The sequence below is a fragment of the Nostoc paludosum FACHB-159 genome, from assembly GCF_014698835.1.
GTDB classification, from domain to species: Bacteria; Cyanobacteriota; Cyanobacteriia; order Cyanobacteriales; family Nostocaceae; genus Nostoc; species Nostoc paludosum.
The window spans coordinates 1-23,875 of the sequence record NZ_JACJTU010000078.1; the positions used below are offsets into that span (position 1 = coordinate 1).

19 protein-coding genes are annotated in these 23,875 nt (G+C 42.6%); 11 read left to right on the forward strand and 8 right to left on the reverse strand.

Annotation, left to right across the window (positions count from 1 at the left end; translation table 11 throughout):
- Nucleotides 1–369: 369 nt before the first annotated feature.
- Both H6H03_RS36055 and H6H03_RS42165 read right to left on the reverse strand, forming a co-directional pair.
- Entirely contained in the window at nucleotides 370–630 is a 261-nt protein-coding gene (locus H6H03_RS36055; protein WP_190959807.1) for a hypothetical protein, read from the reverse strand.
- A gap of 79 nt (nucleotides 631–709) precedes the next feature.
- Nucleotides 710–838 carry a DUF6888 family protein gene (locus H6H03_RS42165; RefSeq protein ID WP_390842917.1) on the reverse strand — a complete coding sequence of 43 codons (129 nt, stop codon included), beginning with the start codon at nucleotides 836–838 and terminating at the stop codon, nucleotides 710–712.
- A gap of 65 nt (nucleotides 839–903) precedes the next feature.
- On the opposite strand from H6H03_RS42165, the gene H6H03_RS36060 reads away from it, so the two are divergent.
- Nucleotides 904–1,398, forward strand: coding sequence for a DUF29 domain-containing protein (locus H6H03_RS36060; RefSeq protein WP_199339211.1), 495 nt, complete (start codon nucleotides 904–906; stop codon nucleotides 1,396–1,398).
- Between the two features lie 30 nt (nucleotides 1,399–1,428).
- Here H6H03_RS36060 and mfd read toward each other — a convergent pair whose 3' ends face one another.
- Nucleotides 1,429–4,974 (reverse strand): transcription-repair coupling factor, encoded by a 3,546-nt coding sequence (mfd, locus tag H6H03_RS36065; RefSeq protein ID WP_190959809.1) that lies wholly within the window; start codon nucleotides 4,972–4,974, stop codon nucleotides 1,429–1,431.
- 243 nt (nucleotides 4,975–5,217) lie between these two features.
- On the opposite strand from mfd, the gene H6H03_RS36070 reads away from it, so the two are divergent.
- Together H6H03_RS36070 and H6H03_RS36075 are read left to right on the forward strand one after the other, a co-directional pair.
- Entirely contained in the window at nucleotides 5,218–6,543 is a 1,326-nt protein-coding gene (locus H6H03_RS36070; RefSeq protein ID WP_190959810.1) for a hemolysin family protein, read from the forward strand.
- Nucleotides 6,544–6,945: 402 nt separating this feature from the next.
- The gene (locus tag H6H03_RS36075) at nucleotides 6,946–7,548 is read left to right on the forward strand and encodes a calcium-binding protein (protein WP_277926227.1); all 603 of its coding nucleotides are present in this window, start codon (nucleotides 6,946–6,948) and stop codon (nucleotides 7,546–7,548) included.
- 180 nt (nucleotides 7,549–7,728) lie between these two features.
- Here the strand turns inward: H6H03_RS36075 and H6H03_RS36080 are convergent, their stop codons facing one another.
- Together H6H03_RS36080 and H6H03_RS36085 are read right to left on the reverse strand one after the other, a co-directional pair.
- The gene (locus H6H03_RS36080) at nucleotides 7,729–8,910 is read right to left on the reverse strand and encodes an aldo/keto reductase (RefSeq protein ID WP_190959811.1); all 1,182 of its coding nucleotides are present in this window, start codon (nucleotides 8,908–8,910) and stop codon (nucleotides 7,729–7,731) included.
- A 576-nt stretch (nucleotides 8,911–9,486) separates the two neighbouring features.
- On the reverse strand, nucleotides 9,487–9,636 hold the full coding sequence (locus H6H03_RS36085) for a hypothetical protein (protein WP_190959812.1): 150 nt from the start codon (nucleotides 9,634–9,636) through the stop codon (nucleotides 9,487–9,489).
- 724 nt (nucleotides 9,637–10,360) lie between these two features.
- On the opposite strand from H6H03_RS36085, the gene dxs reads away from it, so the two are divergent.
- From dxs to H6H03_RS36100, 4 genes are all read left to right on the forward strand, one after another.
- Complete coding sequence (dxs, locus tag H6H03_RS36090) at nucleotides 10,361–12,268, forward strand: 1-deoxy-D-xylulose-5-phosphate synthase (RefSeq protein ID WP_190959813.1); 1,908 nt, start codon at nucleotides 10,361–10,363, stop codon at nucleotides 12,266–12,268.
- Nucleotides 12,269–12,350: 82 nt separating this feature from the next.
- Entirely contained in the window at nucleotides 12,351–13,874 is a 1,524-nt protein-coding gene (locus H6H03_RS36095) for a hypothetical protein (RefSeq protein ID WP_190959814.1), read from the forward strand.
- Between the two features lie 70 nt (nucleotides 13,875–13,944).
- Complete coding sequence (locus H6H03_RS41645) at nucleotides 13,945–14,079, forward strand: hypothetical protein (protein WP_277926228.1); 135 nt, start codon at nucleotides 13,945–13,947, stop codon at nucleotides 14,077–14,079.
- Nucleotides 14,080–14,583: 504 nt separating this feature from the next.
- Nucleotides 14,584–17,808, forward strand: coding sequence for a beta strand repeat-containing protein (locus H6H03_RS36100; protein WP_199339212.1), 3,225 nt, complete (start codon nucleotides 14,584–14,586; stop codon nucleotides 17,806–17,808).
- Nucleotides 17,809–17,938: 130 nt separating this feature from the next.
- Here the strand turns inward: H6H03_RS36100 and H6H03_RS36105 are convergent, their stop codons facing one another.
- The gene (locus H6H03_RS36105; RefSeq protein WP_190959815.1) at nucleotides 17,939–18,262 is read right to left on the reverse strand and encodes a hypothetical protein; all 324 of its coding nucleotides are present in this window, start codon (nucleotides 18,260–18,262) and stop codon (nucleotides 17,939–17,941) included.
- Nucleotides 18,263–18,496: 234 nt separating this feature from the next.
- On the opposite strand from H6H03_RS36105, the gene mtnA reads away from it, so the two are divergent.
- Nucleotides 18,497–19,558, forward strand: coding sequence for an S-methyl-5-thioribose-1-phosphate isomerase (gene mtnA, locus H6H03_RS36110; RefSeq protein ID WP_190959816.1), 1,062 nt, complete (start codon nucleotides 18,497–18,499; stop codon nucleotides 19,556–19,558).
- Nucleotides 19,559–19,712: 154 nt separating this feature from the next.
- A complete protein-coding gene (locus H6H03_RS36115; protein WP_190959817.1) occupies nucleotides 19,713–20,384 on the forward strand; it encodes an O-methyltransferase in 672 nt (223 codons plus the stop codon).
- 71 nt (nucleotides 20,385–20,455) lie between these two features.
- Here the strand turns inward: H6H03_RS36115 and H6H03_RS41650 are convergent, their stop codons facing one another.
- Complete coding sequence (locus tag H6H03_RS41650) at nucleotides 20,456–20,587, reverse strand: hypothetical protein (RefSeq protein WP_277926229.1); 132 nt, start codon at nucleotides 20,585–20,587, stop codon at nucleotides 20,456–20,458.
- 36 nt (nucleotides 20,588–20,623) lie between these two features.
- Between H6H03_RS41650 and H6H03_RS36120 the strand changes: the two genes are divergently transcribed.
- Nucleotides 20,624–22,726 carry a M3 family metallopeptidase gene (locus H6H03_RS36120; RefSeq protein ID WP_190959818.1) on the forward strand — a complete coding sequence of 701 codons (2,103 nt, stop codon included), beginning with the start codon at nucleotides 20,624–20,626 and terminating at the stop codon, nucleotides 22,724–22,726.
- Here the strand turns inward: H6H03_RS36120 and H6H03_RS36125 are convergent.
- The gene (locus H6H03_RS36125; RefSeq protein WP_190959819.1) at nucleotides 22,709–22,930 is read right to left on the reverse strand and encodes a hypothetical protein; all 222 of its coding nucleotides are present in this window, start codon (nucleotides 22,928–22,930) and stop codon (nucleotides 22,709–22,711) included. The two genes, H6H03_RS36120 and H6H03_RS36125, sit on opposite strands and share 18 nt — an antisense overlap.
- Before the next feature lie 34 nt (nucleotides 22,931–22,964).
- Between H6H03_RS36125 and H6H03_RS36130 the strand changes: the two genes are divergently transcribed.
- The gene (locus tag H6H03_RS36130; RefSeq protein ID WP_190959820.1) at nucleotides 22,965–23,765 is read left to right on the forward strand and encodes a DUF928 domain-containing protein; all 801 of its coding nucleotides are present in this window, start codon (nucleotides 22,965–22,967) and stop codon (nucleotides 23,763–23,765) included.
- The last annotated feature ends 110 nt before the right edge of the window (nucleotides 23,766–23,875 follow it).

Here is a 23,875-nt window from a genome sequence, read left to right on the forward strand (position 1 = left end):
TTACTGGTAAATATTTTTAATCGGCGGTGAATTCAACAATGTGTCAATTAATTTATCCTAAATCTGGCTAATCCAGGTGTTTTTTTCTCCCTCGTGAGAAATCCGGGTAATAGTACCTCTGGCTGTTTGGTTGACTGTTTGCTGCCTTTCTCAGAAATATCGAGAAACTTGGAAAGACTATAGTCTTTGCCAAAAGTTTCATTAAACTGAATTGCAAAATCTCTTAAGCCTTTTCTCCACTCACATTTATCATCCCGAAGACAGTGGAAGGATACCATAGTTTTTTTCAGTACATTGTTTTTTAAGGGATCTCATCCTGATTATAAGTATCAATTTATTACTTGTCTCTAGCAAATACATCTACTTTACCTATGCTCGCTCACGAATTTCGGCGTCATGACGTAACTTACGAGCGTATGCTTGACTATCTGTAATATCAGGTCGTGAGTTGATAATGCCTTCACTCTGCCAATAGGCAGCAAGTTCGGCTCCTGTCTTGAGTGGATTTGCTATAACTTGCCTTACAGAGAGAATCCGAAGAATGTATTCAGAGAGAGGAAGGTTTAACTTAGAAGCTTCGGTAGAAAGTTCGTTTTCTAGCTCTGGGGGCAAATCAAGGTTAATACTCACTCTGACTCTCCTGTTGATTTTATAGTTATAGAATGACAAATAACGCATTCTCCCAAATGTCGGTAGAGTTCATTCAATGTCATAGAACAAACTCCCAACTTCCATCTTCATCGATCGCAAGTGCAATCTCATCACTGACTCCAGTTTGAATGTAAATGGTCTTGAATTTCTGGTCGTAACGAAAAACTTGAATATGCTTTTTTACAATAAAACCAAAGACGTTGAGGTTGAACTAACCTAATGCCTATACCTGAAACAAACCCAAAGATTCCAATGTGTTCACCAAGCCTCTACGAAACTGATTTTTACGCTTGGACACAGGAACAAGCAACTTTACTTCAGAATCAGCAGTGGAGTCAGATCGATCTGCAAAATCTGATTGAGGAAATTCAATCTTTGGGTAAACAGCAACGTCAAGAATTGCGAAACCGTCTCAGTGTGTTGATTGGACATTTACTAAAATGGCAGTACCAGTCAGGACGCCGTAGCCGTAGCTGGTTAGCAACACTTCGTATTCAACGCTTAGATATTGCTGAACTGCTTGAAGACAATCCTAGCCTCAAACCCTACCTTGAAGAAGCACTTGGCAAAGCCTACCTTAAAGCTCTGGAATTAGCTGTTGGAGAAACAGATTTGCCTAAGCGTACTTTTCCGGTAGAGTGTCCCTACAGTTTGCCAGAGATTTTAGACTATGACTTCTACCCCGGCGAACCAAGCAATTTAGTAGATGAATCAGAGAGACGTAGCAATGCTACGTCTCTACATTGATTTTTACCAGATGTCTTTTGATTGAGATCCTCAAACTACAGCTGCCTCTGGAATCGCACCTTGCATTTTTGCAAAAGCATCAATTAGACTTTGCAATTGTTGGTCGGCTTTGAAAACTCCTAAACCGCGCACAGTGACTTTCCCAGGAGAATACACAAAGCGGGTTTTCAAATTGTCTGGTAAGTTCGCCGCTAACAAGTTCCAAGCGGGTTCTTCCATTGGTGTTTCTAAAACAACGTGCTGTTTGTTTTCTGGTTTAATGCGACTAAATCCGAGTTTTTTCGCTAACTGTTTGAGTTCCATTACGCGTAGCAGTTGATTAGCTGGGACTGGCAAAGTACCATAGCGATCGCTCCATTCAGCTGCAATCTGTTTTAATTCTCCTTTTGATTTCGCTGTCGCCACCGCCCGGTAAGCACTCATCTTTTGATCCAAATCGGTAATGTAATCTGCGGGAATAAATGCCGTGAGGTTGAGGTCAATCTGGGTATCCTCAACTTGGGGAATTTCTTGGCCGCGAATTTCTCGAATTGCTTCTTCGAGCATTTCCATGTATAAATCAAAACCGATGGCATCCATTTGACCGGATTGTTCTGCACCCAGCAAGTTACCTACTCCGCGAATTTCCATATCGCGCATCGCTAATTGATACCCAGAACCTAGCTGAGTAAATTCTTGAATTGCTCGTAACCGTTGCCGTGCCGCATCAGATAACGTCCGTTGTTTGGGATAAAAAAGCCAAGCATGAGCTTGGATACCTGCGCGTCCGACACGACCGCGTAATTGATATAACTGAGCTAAGCCGAAGCGATGAGCGTCTTCAATTAAGATGGTGTTGACCCGTGGAATATCTAAGCCAGATTCGATAATTGTCGTGCAAACGAGGATATCTGCTTCACCATTGCTGAAGGTGAGCATGGTTGATTCTAACTCGCTTTCATCCATTTGACCGTGAGCGATCGCAAACCTACCCCCCGGTATCATTTCTCGCAAGCTTGCGGTTGTCTCTTCAATTCCCTCTACCCGTGGAACTACATAAAATACTTGTCCGCCTCTGTCTAATTCTTGACGTATTGCACTACGCACACTTTCCGGATTAAGCGGTGCAAGGTGAGTTTTAATTGGGCGTCTCGTTGGAGGTGGTGTGGTAATTAAACTCATTTCCCGAATTCCCGACAAAGACATGTACAGGGTACGGGGAATGGGAGTAGCAGAGAGAGTTAGCACGTCAACTTGAGTTTTCAAGCTTTTAATTTTCTCTTTTTGGTTCACCCCAAAACGCTGTTCTTCATCCACCACCAACAGTCCTAAATCCTTGAATGATACACCTTTGCCTAAAAGTTGGTGTGTGCCAACAACTACATCGAGTTCGCCCGTTGCCAATCGTTTTTGAATATCGCGGCGTTCTTCAGCGGAACGAAAGCGGTTGAGTAAGCCGACATTTACCGGGTAAGGAGCAAAACGTTCTTTGAGTGTATGGTAGTGCTGCTGAGTTAAGATAGTAGTTGGCGCAAGGAGTGCCACTTGTTTACCGGCGGTGACTGCTTTAAAAACAGCACGAATCGCCACTTCCGTTTTTCCAAAACCGACATCGCCACAAACTAAGCGATCCATTGGCCGATCGCTTTCCATGTCGCGTTTGACATCTTGTACGGCTTTTAGCTGATCTGTTGTGGGTTGGTAGGGGAAAGAGTCTTCCATTTCCTCTTGCCAAGGCATATCGCTGGGGAAACTAAAGCCTTGTTGTTGCGATCGCGCTGCATATAATTTCAGCAAGTCCACCGCTAATTTCTTAATCGCTTTGCGGACTTTGTTCTTGGTATTTTCCCAAGCTTTACCAGTCATCTTGTTGAGTTCTGGTGCCTTATCTCCTCCGGCGCGGAACCGAGATAATGCACCTAATTGGTCGGCTGCGACTCTCAGTAAACCGTCAGCATATTGCACCACTAAATAATCACGAGTTTCGTCATTAATCGTTAAGCTTTCCAGCTTGACAAATTTGCCAACACCATGATTTCTGTGAACCACATAATCCCCTGGACGTAGCTTATTGGGGTCAACTTGTTTAGAAGTTGCTTTGTGGCGTTTGCGGATAAAACCGGGAGTTGCTAAGGAATGCTGACCATAAAATTCCCGGTCAGTAACGACTACTAAGCGGTAGGTAGGCAGAATAAAACCTTCGAGTTCCGCCAGACCAGAATATTTCAGTGCGACTGGAGTGTGGTTGATTTGTAGCTTATCAATCGCTAGGTAGTCGCGGGGATTGGGGATAAATTGCGCCGGACAATCGTGTTCTTGCAACAGCGACACAGAACGCGAAGGTTGAGCAGAAATCAGCCAGACAGAGAAATTGCGATCGCGTTCGTGGCGAATAGTTTCAGCTAATTTAGCAAACTGATGCGGCGTAACCGGAACACTTCTACTGGCAAGATTAATCCCATCATTCTCCTCAGACAATTCCGATAAATAAAGTGTTTGAAACCTCGCAACATCAGCTAAACACTCATCAAACGACCTGTGAATTTTCGGCAATTGGTTAGACTCTTCCCCATGCCCAATGCCCAATGCCCGATGCGCCATGCCCCATTGTTCTTCCGCATTTTCTACCCAGCGATCGCTATGAGCATGACACTGTTCTGGCTCATCAATGGCAATCAAGGTATTTTCTGGTAAGTAGTTGAGCAGCGATGCTGGTTGTTCAAACGCTAAACCTAAAAAACGACGGCTACCTTCAATTAGTCCTGAGTTCCCATTATCGAGTGCTGAATCAGTATTTAACTGGGCACTCAGCACTCGAAACTCAGCACTATCCTTGAGTGGTGCCATGATGATGGGAGCAAAGCTAGTTGGCGTCAGAATTAACTGCTCAACTTTATCGAGGGCAGAACGTTGAGTTGCTGGGTCAAATTCCCGGATTTGTTCGATTTCGTCGCCAAACCATTCCAGTCTGACTGGTAACTCCGACGAAACCGGGAAGACATCAACAATATCACCACGCCGACTCCACTGCCCTTCAGTTTCCACCAGAGGTACTCGTTCGTACCCCAAAAGAGTTATCTTCTCACTAAAAGCATTCAGGTCTATCTCCATTCCCCGCTTCAGTGTCAAGCAAAATTCTTGAAAAGCCTCTGGCGGTGGCAAATGTGGTTGCAACGCCCCTTGAGTAGCCACAATTGCCATCTTGGGTAATTGAGAATTGGGATTTTCTTCCTCATGCCCCATGCCCCATGCCCCATGCCCAATGCCCAAATCCGCCAACACCTGCATTTGTCCCCAACTCATTTCTGTTTCTGGGTCAAAAGGTTCGTAAGGAGAAGCTTCAGAGGTAGGGTAAAAATGTACTGTTTGCCATCCCATTGCCTCTAGTTGTGCGTAAACGCGTCCGGCTTCTTCCAAAGTGGCACATACCACGAACAAATTCCTGCCCTGAGTTTGCGCCAATGCCGAAGCTACTAAACCCTTTGGCAGCCGAGGAATGCCATTTAAGCGTAATTCTTGTTGGCGATTTAACTTAGAAATAAATTCAGTAGTGAGCGGCGATCGCCCTAAGGCACGCACAATAGAAGAAAATGACATAAGTTCTACTAGCAATGGAAGTCTTAGCGCTTGTTGATAATCTTCAGGCAGTTTATGTCCACCATTTTAAAAGTGTTAACAGCCCTCTCATTCATTCTCAGGAAGAATAATGTACAACGACATCATAAAATCAACAACTCATAACTATTACTTTGTGTATGGTCAAACAATTTATCCCAGCACCTTTAATACTAGATACTAAGGATTGAGCTACGTTCGCTCTGATAAGCGGCAATTTTAAACATGTCCTCCATCACTTTTGAAATTTTAATCATCTTGGTGCTAATTATTGCCAATGGCGTGTTTTCGATGTCTGAGATGGCAATTGTCTCAGCGCGGAAAGTTAGACTACAACAGCTTGCCAATCAAGGGGATGCTAAGGCAAGGGTAGCACTCAAACTCGCGGAGTCTCCAAATAATTTCCTGTCGACTATTCAAGTAGGTATTTCTCTAATCGGTATTCTGACTGGTGCTTTTGGAGGAGCAACAATTGCTAATCGTCTGGCAGTCTATGTAAAACTTGTTCCCGTATTGGCACCTTATAGCGAACCAGTATCTTTTGGAATCGTGGTGTTGATTATTACCTATTTATCATTGATTGTCGGCGAATTAGTGCCGAAGCGTTTGGCATTAAATAACCCGGAAGGTATTGCAGCATTTGTAGCTATTCCCATGCGTGCCTTATCGGCGATCGCTTCTCCAATGGTACATCTTTTAAGCGCTTCCACAGATATGGTTCTGCGATTGTTAGGTGTTACCCAGTCAACTGAACCGCAAGTCACTGAAGAAGAAATTAAAATCTTAATCGAGCAAGGTACTGAGGCGGGAACCTTTGAAGAAGCCGAACAGGATATGGTAGAACGAGTTTTTCGTTTAGGCGATCGCCCTGTAAGCTATTTAATGACACCCCGTCCTGATATCGTCTGGCTAGATTTAGATGACACTGCTGAAGAAAATCGCCAAAAAATGGTTGATAGTGCCTACTCGCGGTATCCAGTTTGTCAAGGGGGACTTGATAATGTCCTGGGTGTAATCCCAGTTACCGACTTATTAGCTAGGAGTTTCCGAGGTGAACAGCTAGATTTAACAGTAGGATTGCGGCAACCCGTCTTTGTACCAGAAAGCACACGCGGTTTGAAAGTTTTAGAATTATTTAAGCAAACCGTCACCCACATGGCACTGGTAGTCGATGAATACGGCGTCATTCAAGGATTAGTCACTCTCAATGACATCATGAGCGAAATTGTCGGCGATGTTCCTTCAACAGATGGACAAGATCAGCCACAAGCCGTGCAACGGGAAGATGGTTCCTGGCTTTTGGATGGAATGTTACCCGTGGAAGAGTTTTTAGAACTTTTCGATATGGAAGAGTGGGAATCTGAGGAACGTGGCAGTTATCAAACCTTAGGCGGTTTTGTCATTACTCATTTAGGTCGTATTCCCACCGCAGCAGATCATTTTGAATGGGAAGGTATGCGAATTGAAGTTATGGATATGGATGGTAACCGCGTCGATAAAGTGCTAGTTGTACCAAAGTCCAATCAAACCAAACACAGCACATCTGATTAAATATCGACTTCTAACTCTACTTCTCAAGAAAGCTATAAAAGCTACTATCTTGAGACAGATCCAAGGAATCCCCTCAATTTATTTATAGGGATTCCTTTTGCTTTGTTTGAACTTTTATTGCTAACACGCTTTCAAAGAATTAGAGCAGGAAAAAGTACAGTTATTGCCTCACCTCGCCGTACCCTGTGAGTATTTACACAACAATCTACAAAGTTGTTTTTCTTCTGCAAAATTTAAAAAATCTTTTACTTGAATAGAGAGATACCTTAAAACTGCGATGTATGCCACACGCTAAATTTACACAAAAACTTTAAGGTCAATTTTAGAAACTAGCAATAGAAACAGCGATCGCAGAATTCATTTCCTTCTAATTTTTGTTTTTCTAGGATAAAAGTTGAGATTTTGATATCAATAAATTATATAATCACCGATTTTGGCGGCGTTGGCACTGGATCGAATCCATCAGCAGGGGTAATTGCCTCATTCGACACATTGCAATTTTCCAGCAATTTTGACTTGCGTGCGGAGAATCTGGAACTAAATCAAAATGGCAATGACTTATTGCGTGGTGATGCTGGCAATGATACCCTGATCGGCGGTGCGGGCAACGATACTCTTGTTGGTGGCGCTGGCAACGATGTTCTCACAGGTGGTTCGGGTGCCGACTCTTTTGTTTACAATACCGATGCTGCCTATAACAATACAGCTATCGGTAAAGATGCGATCGCTGACTTCACACATTCCCAAAACGATAAAATTGTTCTGGATAAGACTACCTTTACTGCAATTACTTCTAATGCCGGAACGGGTTTCAGTAATGCCAGTGATTTTGCGATCGCATCTTTAGGGGCACTCAGCAGTGCTGTCATTGTCTACAACTCTGTGACTGGAGAGTTGTTTTATAATCCTAACGGTAGTGCTGTTGGTTTCGGCAATGGCGGTCTTTTTGCAACTCTCAAAGATGCGCCGACTCTCACCGCTTCTGATTTTGTGGTGCAAGCCTAACATCAATTCGCAATGGGCTACGCCCCGCTGCGCTAACGCAATGACGCTCCTTCTGGTGCGTCCGCTACGCGAACGCAATTAAGAAATAGAGAATTGGTATAAGGTACAGAAAAAATAGATCCTCGTAGGGGCGCACAGCTAGCTGTGCGCCCCTACCCATGTACCTCATTCAAATGAGATTTACTGTTGAGACAATCGTTTTACTTCTTCACCCCCCAACAATTCATGCGCTTGTTGCAGAATTCGCGGGATTTTATCTGCGTGGGGACTGGCGGCCAGACATTGGTGCAAGTTTAATTTGTTTAATCCATCGCTCTTATTACCAGGAAACCAATCGCTAGCATTGCCAAGCAGGTTATAACGCATTTTGCCATATTCTACCAAATCATAGGCGATCGCTAAATTCCACAACCACAAAATCACCCGAATATTTATCTCCCCAGGCGTTTCCTCAAGCTTGGGTAAATTATCTTGCCAGGTTTTTACCCAATCTTCTCCCAAAGTGGCGATCGCTTCTGCTTCTAACCGTGCCAAAATTGGTGGCAGAATTTCTGATGCTCTATCTACTAAGTCTAAAGTCTTGAGATGTTCGTCAAAATCTTCCGGTTTTGCTGCTCCTAAACTCAAGGTATGCACTTGTGAATGGCTCAAACAAAACAGATCGTTAAACACTATTGGACTCAAAGGAGCGCAAAGATTTACTAACTTTTGGGACGGTTTATGCAATAACCCTCCTTTCTCAGTTGGGCTAATAATAAATACCCCCATATCCTGACGTTTAGCTGCTGCAATTGCCGCCCAATTCCATTGATTAATGTAGTACCAGTGCAGGTTTACATAATCAAATTGATTAGTATTAATTGTCTGCACAATTACATCAGTTGGGCCATGTGTGGAAAAGCCCACAAATCTGACTTTCCCCTCTGCTTGCAACTGACGTACCACATCTAAACAGCCGCCGGGACGAATACTGTAGTGCAACGACTCAGGAGTATTAATGCCGTGCAAACCTAAAAGGTCAACATAATCTAGCTGGAGATATTTTAATGATTTATCAAAAGTTTCGCGAAATTCTTTTGCATCTTCCCTTGGGCCGACTTTAGTTTGAACAATCAATTTTTCGCGGGGAAACTTGGGTAATATTCTTCCCAATTGCATTTCGGAAGTACCATAACCGCGGGCAGTTTCAATATGATTAATACCAACTTCCACAGCTTTTCTGATGGTCGCTTCCAAATTAGCTTGGTTTTTAGTAGGAATTTCCGACTCAGGAACATCTTGCCATTTGAATTGATATCTCATGCCGCCGCAGGAAAACACCGGCATCTGTAACTCTGTGCGTCCAAATCGTCTGTATAGCATTACTGGATTGTGGATTATTTAACAACTTAAAACCTAAAAACAAGACTCATTCGAGCCTTTAATGTCACAATAATTACCTCTGTTTAACCTGTGACATCAGCAAGATTCATCGCATTATGAGATTTGTAAGGTCTTTTGGTTATTAGACTGCGACTTGTTCCAGTTCCACAAATAAATTATGACATTCTAGTTCATACTAGCAAGCATTTTTCGAGTATTTTCCTCAAAAAGCTGGAAATTACATTTTGATGAAAGAGGAATTGGGGATTGGCAATTAGTATTTTTACTCACCAGTGTCAAAATACAAGGTAGAAAGTCAGGTAGTAGAGACTTGCATTGTTAATGCATCGACATACAATCGCATTGCATCGACCTGCAAACATTAAATTAGTAGTTTTGTAGGGTATGTTAACGTGAATTCGACAGACCTCACCCACCTAGCTTCTCTTTTCTACCAGGCTACCGTGTACACACAAGTATAGGCTGCAAAGGTTTCAACTCTTTTAGCCCCATAAATAGCCAAATTTTGGGCAATCACTCAATGTTGGATGAACTACTTGCGAATCCACGGTAGCATTAAATGGGAATGAAGTTGCTGCTAAACGCGATCGCCCTGCGTCTGTGACTCGAAGGATATTCTCTAGTTTTGCGTGTTTGCTTAACAGTGTAAAGCCCGTATTCATTACCGATAAGTAAGTCTAATTCTGACTTAGTGTCTAACACCACAACCAATGTCTAATAATTTTCCGACTCAGCAAAGAGGTGTTATTTTGTACCTGTAGTTTTATTTTGCACTCTAGCACTGCATGTAAGCATTATTTCCTCAAAGTTGCAGTATTATTTTGATGGAAATTATTCTATAGGTGAACTTCTCGGCCTTGCGTTATCGGACTTATCGGTATCTTGTTTACTACTAATGCAAAAAATATGTTAAACTTTCTTAAGAAAAGATAAAATTTAAGTTACTAAGCGACTACTGAATTTGGAGGAAATATTCGAGTAAGTTTACTGACAAAGGTATGGTAAACAAATGAGTAGCGATCGCACAGTAGTACATCTGGTGGTATCAAACAAAGACAACAGACATACGTTAGGTAGCCTTGAAAGGCAATAGCCCAATAGAGAAAAGATTAATTGTCTGTTGCCCTTCGCCTTGGTGCAGTTGCTTTAAGCCGGGAGACCGCAAGGACGCACTGCTTCACCTGTTGCCCCTTGCCTCTTGCCTATTGCCTTCTACCTAACTTGAAAATTCTACAGCAAGGACTGATTATAGTCTGAATTCTTTTTTGACGAATTGTTAATAGTTAGGACATTTTTGGGTGTTATCAATTACGAAGTTATACTTTCCGCTACAACTTAGTAACAATGTAACAGTCTAATTATGTGGATAACCCGACCGTGGGAAAATCAAGATACCGAAACCAGAAATTAGAGAGGAAAACCCTGTAATATGCATCTGAGTGAAATAACCCATCCCAATCAGTTGCACGGTTTATCCGTTCGACAACTGCAACAAATTGCCCGTCAAATTCGAGATAAGCATCTTCAGACCGTAGCAGTTAATGGTGGACATTTGGGGCCAGGGTTGGGTGTCGTAGAATTAACACTAGGGCTTTATCAAACACTGGACTTAGATCGGGATAAAGTCGTTTGGGATGTAGGACACCAAGCCTATCCCCATAAACTACTTACAGGACGTTACGATTCCTTCCACAGCCTTAGACAAAAGGGCGGAGTTGCAGGTTATCTCAAGCGTTGTGAAAACAAATTTGATCACTTTGGTGCAGGACACGCTTCCACCAGCATCTCAGCAGCATTGGGAATGGCTTTAGCGCGAGATTTAAAAGGCGAAAAATTTAAAGCTGTGGCTGTCATTGGCGATGGCGCACTTACAGGAGGTATGGCTTTAGAAGCCATTAACCATGCTGGACACTTGCCGAAAACTAATTTGCTGGTTGTTCTCAACGACAACGAAATGTCCATATCTCCTAATGTGGGTGCAATTCCTCGCTATCTAAACAAAATGCGCCTCAGCCCACCAGTGCAGTTTATCAAAGATAATTTTGAGGAACAGTTTAAGCAAATTCCCTTCGTAGGTGAATCTTTGTCTCCCGAACTTGGACGCATCAAGGAAGGTATGAAGCGGTTGGCTGTTCCTAAGGTAGGTGCAGTATTTGAAGAACTCGGCTTTACCTACATCGGCCCAGTTGATGGACATAATTTAGAAGAATTGATTGCCACATTCCAACAAGCGCATCAAATACCAGGCCCGGTTTTAGTACATGTGGCAACAGTCAAGGGCAAAGGCTATGAAATCGCAGAACAAGACCAAGTAGGCTACCACGCCCAAAGCCCCTTCAATTTAGTAACTGGCAAAGCTATTCCCTCCAACAAACCTAAACCACCAGCTTATGCCAAAGTCTTTTCTCACACTTTAGTGAAACTAGCCGAACAAAACCCGAAAATTGTCGGCATCACTGCGGCGATGGCAACGGGAACAGGCTTAGATAAACTTCAAGCAAAACTGCCCAATCAATATATAGATGTCGGCATTGCTGAACAACACGCTGTTACCTTAGCAGCTGGTCTGGCAACCGAAGGAATGCGCCCCATTGCCGCCATTTATTCTACCTTCTTGCAACGCGCTTACGACCAAATCGTTCACGATGTCTGCATACAAAACTTACCAGTCTTCTTCTGCTTAGACAGGGCAGGAATTGTTGGTGCCGATGGCCCCACCCATCAAGGTATGTATGACATCGCTTATCTACGTTGCATTCCTAACATGGTACTGATGGCACCCAAGGACGAAGCAGAACTGCAACGGATGATGGTAACTGGCGTTAACCATACTAGCGGCCCCATTGCTATGCGTTACCCACGTGGCAATGGCTACGGCGTGCCGCTGATGGAAGAAGGCTGGGAACCTTTGGAAATCGGCAAAAGCGAGATTCTGCGTACAGGGGATGACGTGTTAATTGTCGGCTATGGCACAATGGTTTATCCGGGAATGCAAGCTGCGGAAATCTTGAGCGAACATGGCATTGAAGCAACTGTAATTAATGCGCGTTTTGCTAAACCTTTGGATACCGAGTTGATTTTGCCTTTAGCTAAGAAAATCGGACGCGTTGTTACTTTAGAAGAAGGCTGCGTCATGGGTGGTTTTGGTTCGGCCATAGCCGAAGCCTTGTTAGATGCAGATATTCTTGTTCCTGTCAAGCGTTTTGGCGTACCAGATGTGTTAGTAGACCACGCCGAACCGAATGAATCGAAAACAGAATTAGGTTTGACTAGTCATCAAATAGCAGAGAGAGTTTTAGAAGCTTTCTTTAAAAAACAAGTATCTGCTGTTGTTTAGCTAATTCTTTGTAGGAATAAAATTATCGCCCATACTTGTGATTCAAGTGTGGGCGATAATTTTATTAAATTTGGGAAAACTTATGAAACTATTTACAATTGGTGACAGTATTTCTCAAGGCTTTATGTCTTTGGCAGCAGCCCGGACAGACCTTTGCTTTTCAACTTTGATTGCTAAGTCAATGGGGCTGCAAGTTGGTGGTGAATATCTTTACCCTGAATGGCGAATGGGGGGACTACCAGTCAATATTGAGAATATTTTACGGCGTTTGGAGAAAAAATATGGCTCAGATATCAACGGCTTTGATTGGGTCACCATATTGCCGACTATTGAGAAAGTATTAGATGAAGCTGAAGATTACTATGAACGCCAAGGAGGTAGTGCTAACCAGCCTTATCCAGGAGGATTTGAATTCTTCCACAATGTAGCAATTCAAGGCTTTGATATTGCTGATTCTTGGATGATTACACCCCGTATTTGTAAATATCAAATTGAAATTAGTAACGAAAAAGGAGAAAACAAACCTGATTTTTTAGGTTTGCCTAATGCTGCGTTCTACCGAACAGCACTTAAAGTCCTCAACCCATCTCTAAACCCTATTTATGACAACTATAGTCAACTAGATTGGTTAAAGCATCATACAACCGCAGCTCAAGGAGTTGAGAATTTAATTATCTGGTTAGGATCGAACAATGCCCTTGGGACTGTCATCAGTTTACAAATTAATCAAACTCCCAATGACTCGAATAAGACTCTTAAAAACCCAAGTCAAGAGCCTGAATCATTCCGGGAAGCGAGAGAACAATGGAACCTGTGGCATCCTAATGATTTTGAGGTTGAATATCAAGAATTGCTCGATCGCGTTGATACAATTATGCAGGGTAACAACAATCCTGATTGGAATGTCTTCATTGGAACAGTACCACTGATAACTATCATACCCTTAGCAAAAGGCGTAGGCCCAACTACTGAAATTAACATCCCTGGAGATGATAAACCTTCAATTTACTACAAATACTATACTTATTTTCCTTTTGAAGAGGATACGATTAGAAAAACTGGAACCTTATACCTAACGCTACAAGATGCACTGTATATTGATGACTGTATTCGCAAATACAATCAAATAATTAGAGAACTGGTCAAAAGTAAGAACAGTAAATATCAGCGATCGCGGTATCATATTGTTGAACTTGCTGATGCCTTAGAAGAAATTGCCTTCAAGCGAAATGCTGGACAAGTACAGTATGATTTTCCAGAATATTTCGATTTTGTCTATCCCCAAGTCAACACTAAATACTACCATGCAGATACAAGCGGGCGACTACGACAAGGTGGACTATTTAGTTTAGACGGCATTCATCCATCTGCCATTGGTCAAGGTTTGATTGCTTATGAATTCCTCAAAGTAATGGCACAAATTGGAGTTGTTAATAGTACCGAACTAGATTGGAAATCAATCTTTTTGAGCGATAAACTGTATTCGCAACCCATTACTTTGATGCATGAGTTTTACGATAATAAAGAATTTGCTGAAGCTATCATCAAGCTGTTCGGAAGAAATCCCCTTGCCAGAAACGTGCCTATGACTAGAAGACTTGGTTAAACTAAGAAGCTTAATTCTAATAAACGATCGCTTAAGCCTTGTTAGATGCAGATATTCTGATTTATGTCAAGTGTTTTGCCGTACTCAATGTCTTGACCATGCCGAACCGGATGAATCTAACGCAGAATTAGGTTTGACTAGTTATCAAATAGCAGAGAGAGTTTTAAAAGCTTTCTTTAAACAACAAGTATCTGCTGTTGTTTAGCTAACCCCCCATAATAACGAATCGCCCACACTTGTGACTCAGGTGTGGGCAATCTTTTATGAAAAGCCTAAGTTTCATATCAGTAATATGATGTTTTATTAAACTTAGTCAATCAGTGGAACCACTAGGTATTAAATTATTACTTAAATTAACTGATATCGTTATATTATCTGTATACTTAATCTAGTTAATTCCTCGGATTCTTATACGATCAATTCAGTAACAGTATCAATTTAGAAGAAAGCGATCGCTCTATTTTTATGGGTTTAACTACTTATAGCAGTAGCCAGTAACATTAGAACATCGATTGATTGTTAAACATCGCCATCAACAGACTTTTAAGCCTGTTGCCTATTGCTGTTGCCTGCTATAAATTTAACCTCATATTTTGTCGTGGCTTTTTTCAAAAATTAAACTGGATTTTGATATCCAATTCATAAGAATTCTTGTCCAAATTTCAAAATACCCGCACTATCTTAAAACCCAAAAAAACAGGATAAAATCATGGCTATTCTAGGAACAAACAATAACGATAATTTAGTCGGCACTTCTGGAAATGATACTATTCAAGGCTTAAACGGTAATGATACCCTTTCTGGGCTAGGTGGAAACGATCAATTATCAGGTGGTGCTGGAAGTGATACCTTATCTGGTGGCGCAGGAAACGATGAATTTGTCTTCGAGTACTTTGATAATTCTGTTATTGCCAAAGAACAAGATATCGTCACAGATTTTCAAAAGGGACAAGACAAAATAGATCTTAGAACTCTAGGCATCAGTGACTTTAATAATCTGTTATTGCTGACAACTAATGATGTCGATGGTAACGCCATCATTAGCGTCAGATATCGAGTGACAAATGGCGATTATTATTATCGACTCAAACTCAATGGCATTAGCAGCAGCCAATTACAAGCGAGTGATTTTATTTTCAACAGTGCAGTTGTAAATAATAACATTACAGGAACTGCTTATAATGATGATTTGTTTGGTGGTTTAGGTAACGATACCTTGCAAGGTGGTGACGGGAATGACAGTTTATTTGGCGAACAAGGAAATGACAGATTATTAGGTGGCTTTGGAAGCGATACCTTGTATGGTGGCGCAGGAAACGATGAATTTGTCTTCGAGTACTTTGATAATTCTGTTATTGCCAAAGTGCAAGATATCGTCACAGATTTTCAGAAGGGACAAGACAAAATAGATCTTAGAACTCTAGGCATCAGTGACTTCAATAATCTCTTATTACTCATCAATGATGATACTGATGGTAACGCCATTATTAGCGTCAGATATCGAGTCGTAGATGGCGATTATTATTATCGATTGAAACTCAATGGCATTAGCAGCAGCCAATTACAAGCGAGTGATTTTATTTTCAACAGTGCAGTTGTAAATAATAACATTACAGGAACTGCTTATAATGATGATTTGTTTGGTGGTTTAGGTAACGATACCTTGCAAGGTGGTGACGGGAATGACAGTTTATTTGGCGAACAAGGAAATGACAGATTATTAGGTGGTGGTGGAAATGATAGCTTGTATGGTGGTGCAGGAAACGATGAATTTGTCTTGGAGTACTTTGATAATTCCGTCGTTGCCAAAGAGCAAGATATCGTCATTGATTTTCAAAAGGGACAAGACAAAATAGATCTTAGAACTCTAGGCATCAGTGACTTCAATAATCTCTTATTGCTAACCAGTAATGATACCGATGGTAACGCCATCATTAGCGTCAGATATCGAGTGTTTGATGGCGATTATTATTATCGATTGAAACTCAATGGCATTAGCAGCAGCCAATTACAAGCCAGTGATTTCATCTTCAATAGTGCAGTTGTAAATAACAACATTACAGGAACTGCTTACAATGATGATTTGTTTGGTGGTTTAGGTAACGATACCTTACAAGGTGGTGACGGGAATGACCGTTTATTTGGCGAACAGGGAAATGACAGACTATTAGGTGGTGGTGGAAATGATACCTTGTATGGTGGTGCAGGAAACGATGAATTTGTCTTGGAGTACTTTGATAATTCCGTCGTTGCCAAAGAGCAAGATATCGTCATTGATTTTCAAAAGGGACAAGACAAAATAGATCTTAGAACTCTAGGCATCAGTGACTTCAATAATCTCTTATTGCTAACCAGTAATGATACCGATGGTAACGCCATCATTAGCGTTAGATATCGAGTGTTTGATGGCGATTATTATTATCGATTGAAACTCAATGGCATTAGCAGCAGCCAATTACAAGCGAGTGATTTCATCTTCAATAGTGCAGTTGTAAATAACAACATTACAGGAACTGCTTACAATGATGATTTGTTTGGTGGTTTAGGTAACGATAGCCTCCAAGGTGGTGGCGGTAATGACCGTTTATTTGGCGAGCAGGGAGATGATAAATTATCAGGTGATGCTGGAAACGATACCTTGTATGGTGGTGCAGGGAATGATACTTATTCTTTCCTAGCTAATAGTGCCTTGGGAACCGACACAATTATAGAAACCACAACAGGCGGCACTGACACTATTAACTTTAGCGGGACTACATCTGCCGTCAATTTAAATTTAGGTGTAACAACTTCGCAAACAATTAATAGTAATCTTAAACTCATTCTCTCTGCCAACAACGTTATTGAAAACGCAACAGGTGGCACAGGCAATGACACTCTCACTGGTAATATCCTGAATAACACTCTCATTGGTGGTGGCGGAAATGACCGACTCCAAGGTTTAACAGGAAATGATACCTATTCTTTTGTAGCGAATAGTGCCTTGGGAACCGACACAATTATAGAAACCACAACAGGGGGTACTGATACTATTAACTTTAGCGGTACTACAGTTGCGGTCAATTTAAATTTAGGTGTCACAACTTTGCAAATAGTTAATAGCAATCTCAACCTCATTCTCTCTGCCAACAACGTTATTGAAAACGCAACTGGTGGCACAGGCAATGACACTCTCACTGGTAATATACTGGATAATACTTTCATTGGTGGTGGCGGAAACGACCTACTCCAAGGCTTGACAGGAAATGATACCTATTCTTTTGTAGCGAATAGTGCCTTGGGAACCGACACAATTATAGAAACCACAACAGGTGGTACTGACACTATTGACTTTAGCGGTACTACGGTTGCTGTCAACGTCAATTTAGGTGTAACAACTTCGCAAACAGTTAATAGCAATCTCAACCTCATTCTCTCTGCTAACAACGTTATTGAAAATGCAACGGGTGGCACAGGTAATGATATTCTCACTGGCAATACACTGAATAACACTCTAATTGGTGGTGATGGAAATGACCAATTCCAAGGGTTAGCAGGAAATGACACCCTCTTGGGAGGTAATGGTAATGATACTCTTACAGGTGGAATTGGTAGTGATAAATATCTGTTCCAAAGTAATAGTGTCTTTAACACAAGCTTAGGTATTGATACCATCACTGATTTTGAAGCTGGACAAGACCAGATTGTTCTGAGTAAAACGACCTTCAATGCTATTACTAATACTGTGGGACAGGCTTTAACTGACTTTGCAGTTGTTACCGATAATCAATTCGTTAATGCTAGTAATGCGCGTATTGTCTTTAGCCAAAGTAGTGGCAGCTTATTTTATAACCAGGATGGCAATGTTTTGGGCGCAGGAACAGTGTTTGAGTTTGCCCGTTTAGGGAATTCTAATATTACTTTGAGTAGTAGCAATTTTAGTCTGATTGCCTAGTAGCACTTTACCAAATTCTAAATTTCAGATGATTAGGGGCTTCCAAATACAAAATATCCAAATATTTATTGTAGGATGGCTTCTATAAATCCACCCCACAACCTTGGATAATTTATTTTTTGGAAGTCCCTTAACTACCTTCACCGATCGCAATAAAATTAAAAGCAGACTTTTCTTTTGTAACTGCCAGATCTGGAGAACTTGTGCTTGATTGTTGCTTAATTCCCAAATCCCAAATATTAACTTGAGCTTTGTTTACAGTGATATCTTTAACAACAATTTGATTATCAGCACCCCAATCTTTTAAAGTAGCTACAATGCTGGGAGGTTCAACAAAAGGTTCTGAAAAAGTAATTACATAAGTTCCTGTTTCCGGTGATTGAACTTCAAAACCTTGTCCACTTTGTTTTGTGCCGTCATCAGCAACTGTTCCGTAAATAATTTTTTGGGCCATGTTTTCACCTTTTTGAACTTGAGTTTACACCGACTTGCCAAATGTAAGTTTGACGAAAACCACTGGAAGCCAAGCTTCCCAATGAAAATTTTAAATGTGATGAAGTTTTGCTAAAATTAGAGCATGTTCAGAAACTAAAATCAAGCTGCAATTGTTCAACAAAAAACCGCTTTGATTTCAATCTGTAAAAGTTTATTATTCTCTCAACAAAGTTAAAAAATATTGCCTTCTTTTATGACAGGTTCTACAAACCAGGTTTATCCAGTCATTTGGCACAACGACTCAGTGTCACTAATTGACCAAACTCGTCTACCCAACGAATATACATTCGTAGAAATTCACCGCAGTGAAGATATGGCGCGGGCGATTAAAACGATGATTGTCCGGGGTGCGCCTGCAATTGGTGTAGCTGCGGCCTATGGAATGTATCTTGGCGCAAGGGAAATTCAGACAAGCGATCGCCACGAATTTTTGCAACACTTAGATAAAGTTGCCGAGTTGTTGCGTTCTACTCGTCCCACAGCCGTAAACTTATTTTGGGCAATTAGCCGGATGCTGAAAATTGCCTACGAAACCTTGGGAACAGTGGAAGAAATCAAACAAATTCTGTTGGAAACTGCCCAAGCAATCAACATTGAAGATTTGCAAACTTGTAAAGCGATCGGCGACAATGGCTTAACAGTTTTGCCCACTACCCCAGAAAAGCTGACATTGCTTACCCACTGTAACGCCGGGGCATTAGCTACCGCAGGTTATGGTACAGCCTTGGGTGTTGTGCGTTCTGCTTGGCGGCAAGGACGTTTAGAGCGTGTATTTGCCGACGAAACCCGTCCCCGTTTGCAAGGGGCAAAACTCACCACTTGGGAATGCGTCCAAGAAGGCATTCCAGTTACATTAATTACTGATAACATGGCAGCCCATTGCATGAAACAGGGTTTAATTCATACAGTAGTTGTGGGCGCCGATCGCATTGCCGCTAACGGTGACACTGCGAATAAAATTGGTACATATAGCGTAGCGATCGCTGCTAAAGCACATAATATACCCTTCTTTGTGGCTGCACCTCTTTCCACCGTTGATTTTGAACTAGCAGATGGTAGCAAAATTCCCATTGAAGAACGCGATCCCACAGAAATCTATCAAGTTGGCAATACAATGCTCACACCTTCTGGTGTAGATTTTTACAACCCAGCATTTGATGTCACCCCAGCCGAATTAATAACAGCCATCATTACAGAAAATGGGGCGATCGCACCTAGCGAATTGGCAAAATCACAGGTAGAGCAGGTAGTTTAAGGAGGCAGGGGGCAGGAGGCAGTCCCGATGAAACAAGTTTCACAGCCAAGCATGAAAATGTGGTGTGGGACTGAGCTATATAGATACTCATCTAAATAGCATTTTCAAGTCAGGAGGAATACCAATCCCTCTATTTTTTTCAAAGGATACATCCGTGACTCAGGAACAATGGACTGCGGTTGACCGTTACCTCACTGACCTATTTGTGCCCTCTGACTCAGTGCTAGATGCAGCACTGGAAGCCAGCACTGCGGCGGGTCTACCACCGCACAACGTTTCACCGAATCAGGGCAAGCTACTGCTGCTGTTGGCGCAACTCCAAGGGGCACGCACGATTTTAGAGATTGGTACTCTGGGCGGTTACAGCACAATTTGGTTGGCGCGGGCATTACCCAAGGATGGTTACTTAATTACCCTCGAAGCCGATGCCAAACACGCCGAAGTTGCCCAGAGTAACATTGCACGCGCTGGTCTAAGCGATGTAGTGGAATTACGGCTTGGGCAAGCACTCTCTACACTGCCACAACTCGCCGCCGAAGGTCGCAGTCCATTTGACCTGATTTTCATTGACGCCGACAAGCCCAACAATCCTGATTACTTAGCATGGGCGCTGAAACTTTCCCGTCGAGGTAGCCTGATTATTGCCGATAATGTTGTCCGTAACGGAGCAGTAATAGATACAGCCAGTAACGATACCAGCGTCCAAGGAGTACGTCGTTTCAACGAACTGCTGGCATCTGAGCCGCGTGTAAGTACCACCGCACTCCAAACAGTAGGTAGTAAAGGATACGATGGCTTTGCGATCGGCCTAGTTGTAGCCGACTAGTAGTGCAAATACTTAGAGAATGGAAAGTAGGAAGATGAGGACATGGCTTCGCTAAGCGAAAAGGATAAAGGTTAAAGAGAAAACAGAGATCTTTCTTTTGCCCCATGCCCCAGTACTTTTGATTTTGCCAAACTGGCGAGACTAATCAGCACAGCGATCGCTACATTAGAAGATATATAAATAAATATATAAATAGAAATCATTGTTGATTTTTATTCATCCGCAGTTCAAAGAAAAACATGAGTGCAAGTACCATTCTTTTTGACAACCCTTTACTCCAAGGCACTGGCTTACCTCCATTTGCAGAGATTAAACCAGAACGAGTAGTACCAGCCTTTAACCAATTGCTGGCAGAACTTGACCAGCAGCTTGTGGCTTTAGAGGCTAATGTAGAGCCTACTTGGGAAGGTTTAGTGGAACCCTTAGAAAAGCTGACTGAACGGCTTACCTGGAGTTGGGGGGCAGTAAATCATTTGATGGGTGTTAAAAATAGCCCTGAACTGCGGGAAGCTCATGAAATCATACAGCCAGAGGTAATACAATTTATCAATAAGCTCGGTCAAAGCCAACCCATCTACAATGCGTTTAAAGTACTCCGCGCTAGCGATGGTTGGGAAACTTTAGAACCAGCCCAACAGCGTATTGTAGAAGCCGCCATTCGAGATGCAGAACTTTCAGGTGTTGGCTTAGAAGGAGAAGCCAGAGAGCGTTTCAATGTCATTCAGATGGAACTAGCAGAACTTTCTACGAAATTCTCTAACCATGTACTGGATGCTACTAAAAGTTTTAGCTTAACCCTGACAACAAAAGCCGAAATTGACGGTTTACCGCCAAGCTTAGTCAGTTTAGCAGCCCAAGCTGCTCGTGAGGCTGGTGAAATTAACGCCACACCAGAAAATGGCCCTTGGCGTATTACTTTGGACTTCCCCAGCTACGGCCCTTTCATGCAGCACAGCACCCGCCGAGATTTACGCGAAAAGCTTTACAAAGCTTATATCACCCGCGCTTCTAGTGGCGATTTAGACAATAACCCTTTAATTGAGCGAATTTTGGAATTACGGCAAGAACTCGCAGATTTACTTGGCTATGCGAGTTATGCCCAGTTGAGTCTTGCCAGTAAAATGGCTCCTAATGTTCAAGCAGTGGAAGCATTATTAGAAGAACTGCGTCAAGCCAGTTATAATGCTGCTGTCAAAGACTTAGAAGAACTCCAAGCTTTCGCTGCATCACATGGAAAAGAATATCAAGATTTAAAACACTGGGATATTAGCTTTTGGGCAGAACGCCAAAGAGAAGCAAAATTTGCCTTTACCGCCGAAGAATTACGTCCTTACTTTCCCCTTCCCCAAGTGTTGGATGGCTTATTTGGACTTGTGAAGCGATTATTTGGCGTCACTGTTACCCCAGCCGACGGTCAAGCCCCAGTATGGCATGAGGATGTCCGTTATTTCCAAATTGCTGATGAAACTGGTTCTCCCATAGCTTACTTCTACTTAGACCCCTATAGCCGTCCCGCAGAAAAACGCGGTGGTGCTTGGATGGATGTGTGTATCAATCGTGCCAGAATCACAGAAAATGGTGTAACCAGCATCCGCTTACCTGTAAGTTACTTGATATGTAACCAAACTCCGCCAGTAGATGGCAAACCTAGTTTGATGACTTTCTATGAAGTAGAGACTTTGTTTCACGAGTTTGGTCATGGATTACACCATATGCTGACCAAGGTCGATTATGCGGGAGCAGCAGGCATCAACAATGTGGAATGGGATGCAGTGGAATTACCTAGTCAGTTTATGGAAAACTGGTGCTATGAGCGACTGACTTTATTCGGTATGGCAAAGCATTACAAAACCGGGGAAGCTCTACCAGAACATTATTATCAAAAACTCCTGGCAGCGCGTAATTATATGAGTGGTACTGCCATGTTACGGCAGCTTCACTTTAGCACCGTTGATTTAGAACTACACTACCGCTATCGTTCTGATGGTGATGAAACCCCCGCAGATGTGCGTCATCGCATAGCTAAGACTACTACCGTTTTACAACCGCTTCCAGAAGATTCGATGTTATGTGCTTTTGGGCACATTTTTGAAGGTGGCTATGCAGCGGGTTACTACAGCTATAAGTGGGCTGAAGTACTAAGTGCCGATGCTTTTGCCGCTTTTGAAGAAGCTGGACTAGAAAATGAAGAAGCGATAAAAGCTACAGGACGCCGTTATCGAGATACCGTACTAGCACTTGGTGGTGGAAAACATCCAATGCAGGTATTTAAAACTTTCCGGGGTCGCGAACCAAGTACCATCGCCCTGCTCAGGCACAATGGTTTAGTCAGCGCTAAGTAGGGAGACGGGGAGTGGGGACTGGGGACTGGGGAGATGGGGAAGTGTGGGGAGTGTGGGGAGAGAGGGGAGTGTGGGGAGATGGGGAAAAAGAGAATTTATGCTTCCATTTCCTCCCACACCTCCCACACCTCCCACACCTCCCACACCTCCCACACCTCCCACACCTCTCACCCCTCCCACACTTACTGCTTGCCCAATGCCCAATTTAAAATCTAAAATCCTATGAGGTAATGTTTTTATGAAGTGTAATTTACAACCAATAAAACTATTTTTAGTATTAGCTTTGAGCTGCACCAGTTTACTAGCTAGCGAGACTTCTAGCCTTGGTCGTGTTGGCGATCGCTCTAATTCTAAAGTCATTGTTGCTCAAACTCCACCCTTTCAACAACCCCCAGTCCCACCTGGCCCCCCTCCTGGAGGACGCGTCCGGGGCGGGGCTACACGGGGAAACGGAACAACATGCCCAGCTGCTAAACCTGACCTCACAGCTTTAGTGCCCTTTACTGAGGAAGCTGATGATGTGGTTAATGTCTGGTCGCAAACGACGTTAGAACGTCCAAGTTGGTTTTTCTATATGCCATATACCAAAGATGTGGCTTATGCAGTAGAATTTGTGCTGCAAGATGGGGACTCTAATCAAGTCTACAAACAAGCGATCGCTCTAACAGATAAGCCAGGAGTTATAAGCTTTTCTCTACCTAGCACTGCTCCGGGTTTAGCATTAAACAAAGAATATCGCTGGTTTTTCAGCGTTAACTGCGATAAACAAAAAAATGCCCCCTGGACTTACGTTGAAGGGGTAATAAAACGAGTTGACCTCGGTGAATCAACACTTAAAGAACTAGAAAACGCAGATCCTCTCAAACGCTATACAATCTATGCCCAAAAAGGTATATGGCACGAAGCACTAGCGATACTAGCTCAACTGCGTCAGAAAAACCCCCAAGATGCTGCATTTGAGAGACAGTGGCAGAATATACTCGCCAGTATCCGCTTAGATGATGTTGCCAAAGAACCGCTTTTGTTAGACAAGCCTTAGACTTTGGGCATGGGGCAAGCAGGAAGTGTGGGAGGTGTGGGAGGTGTGGGAGGTGTGGGAGGTGTGGGAGGTGTGGGAGGTGTGGGAGGTGTGGGAGGTGTGGGAGGTGT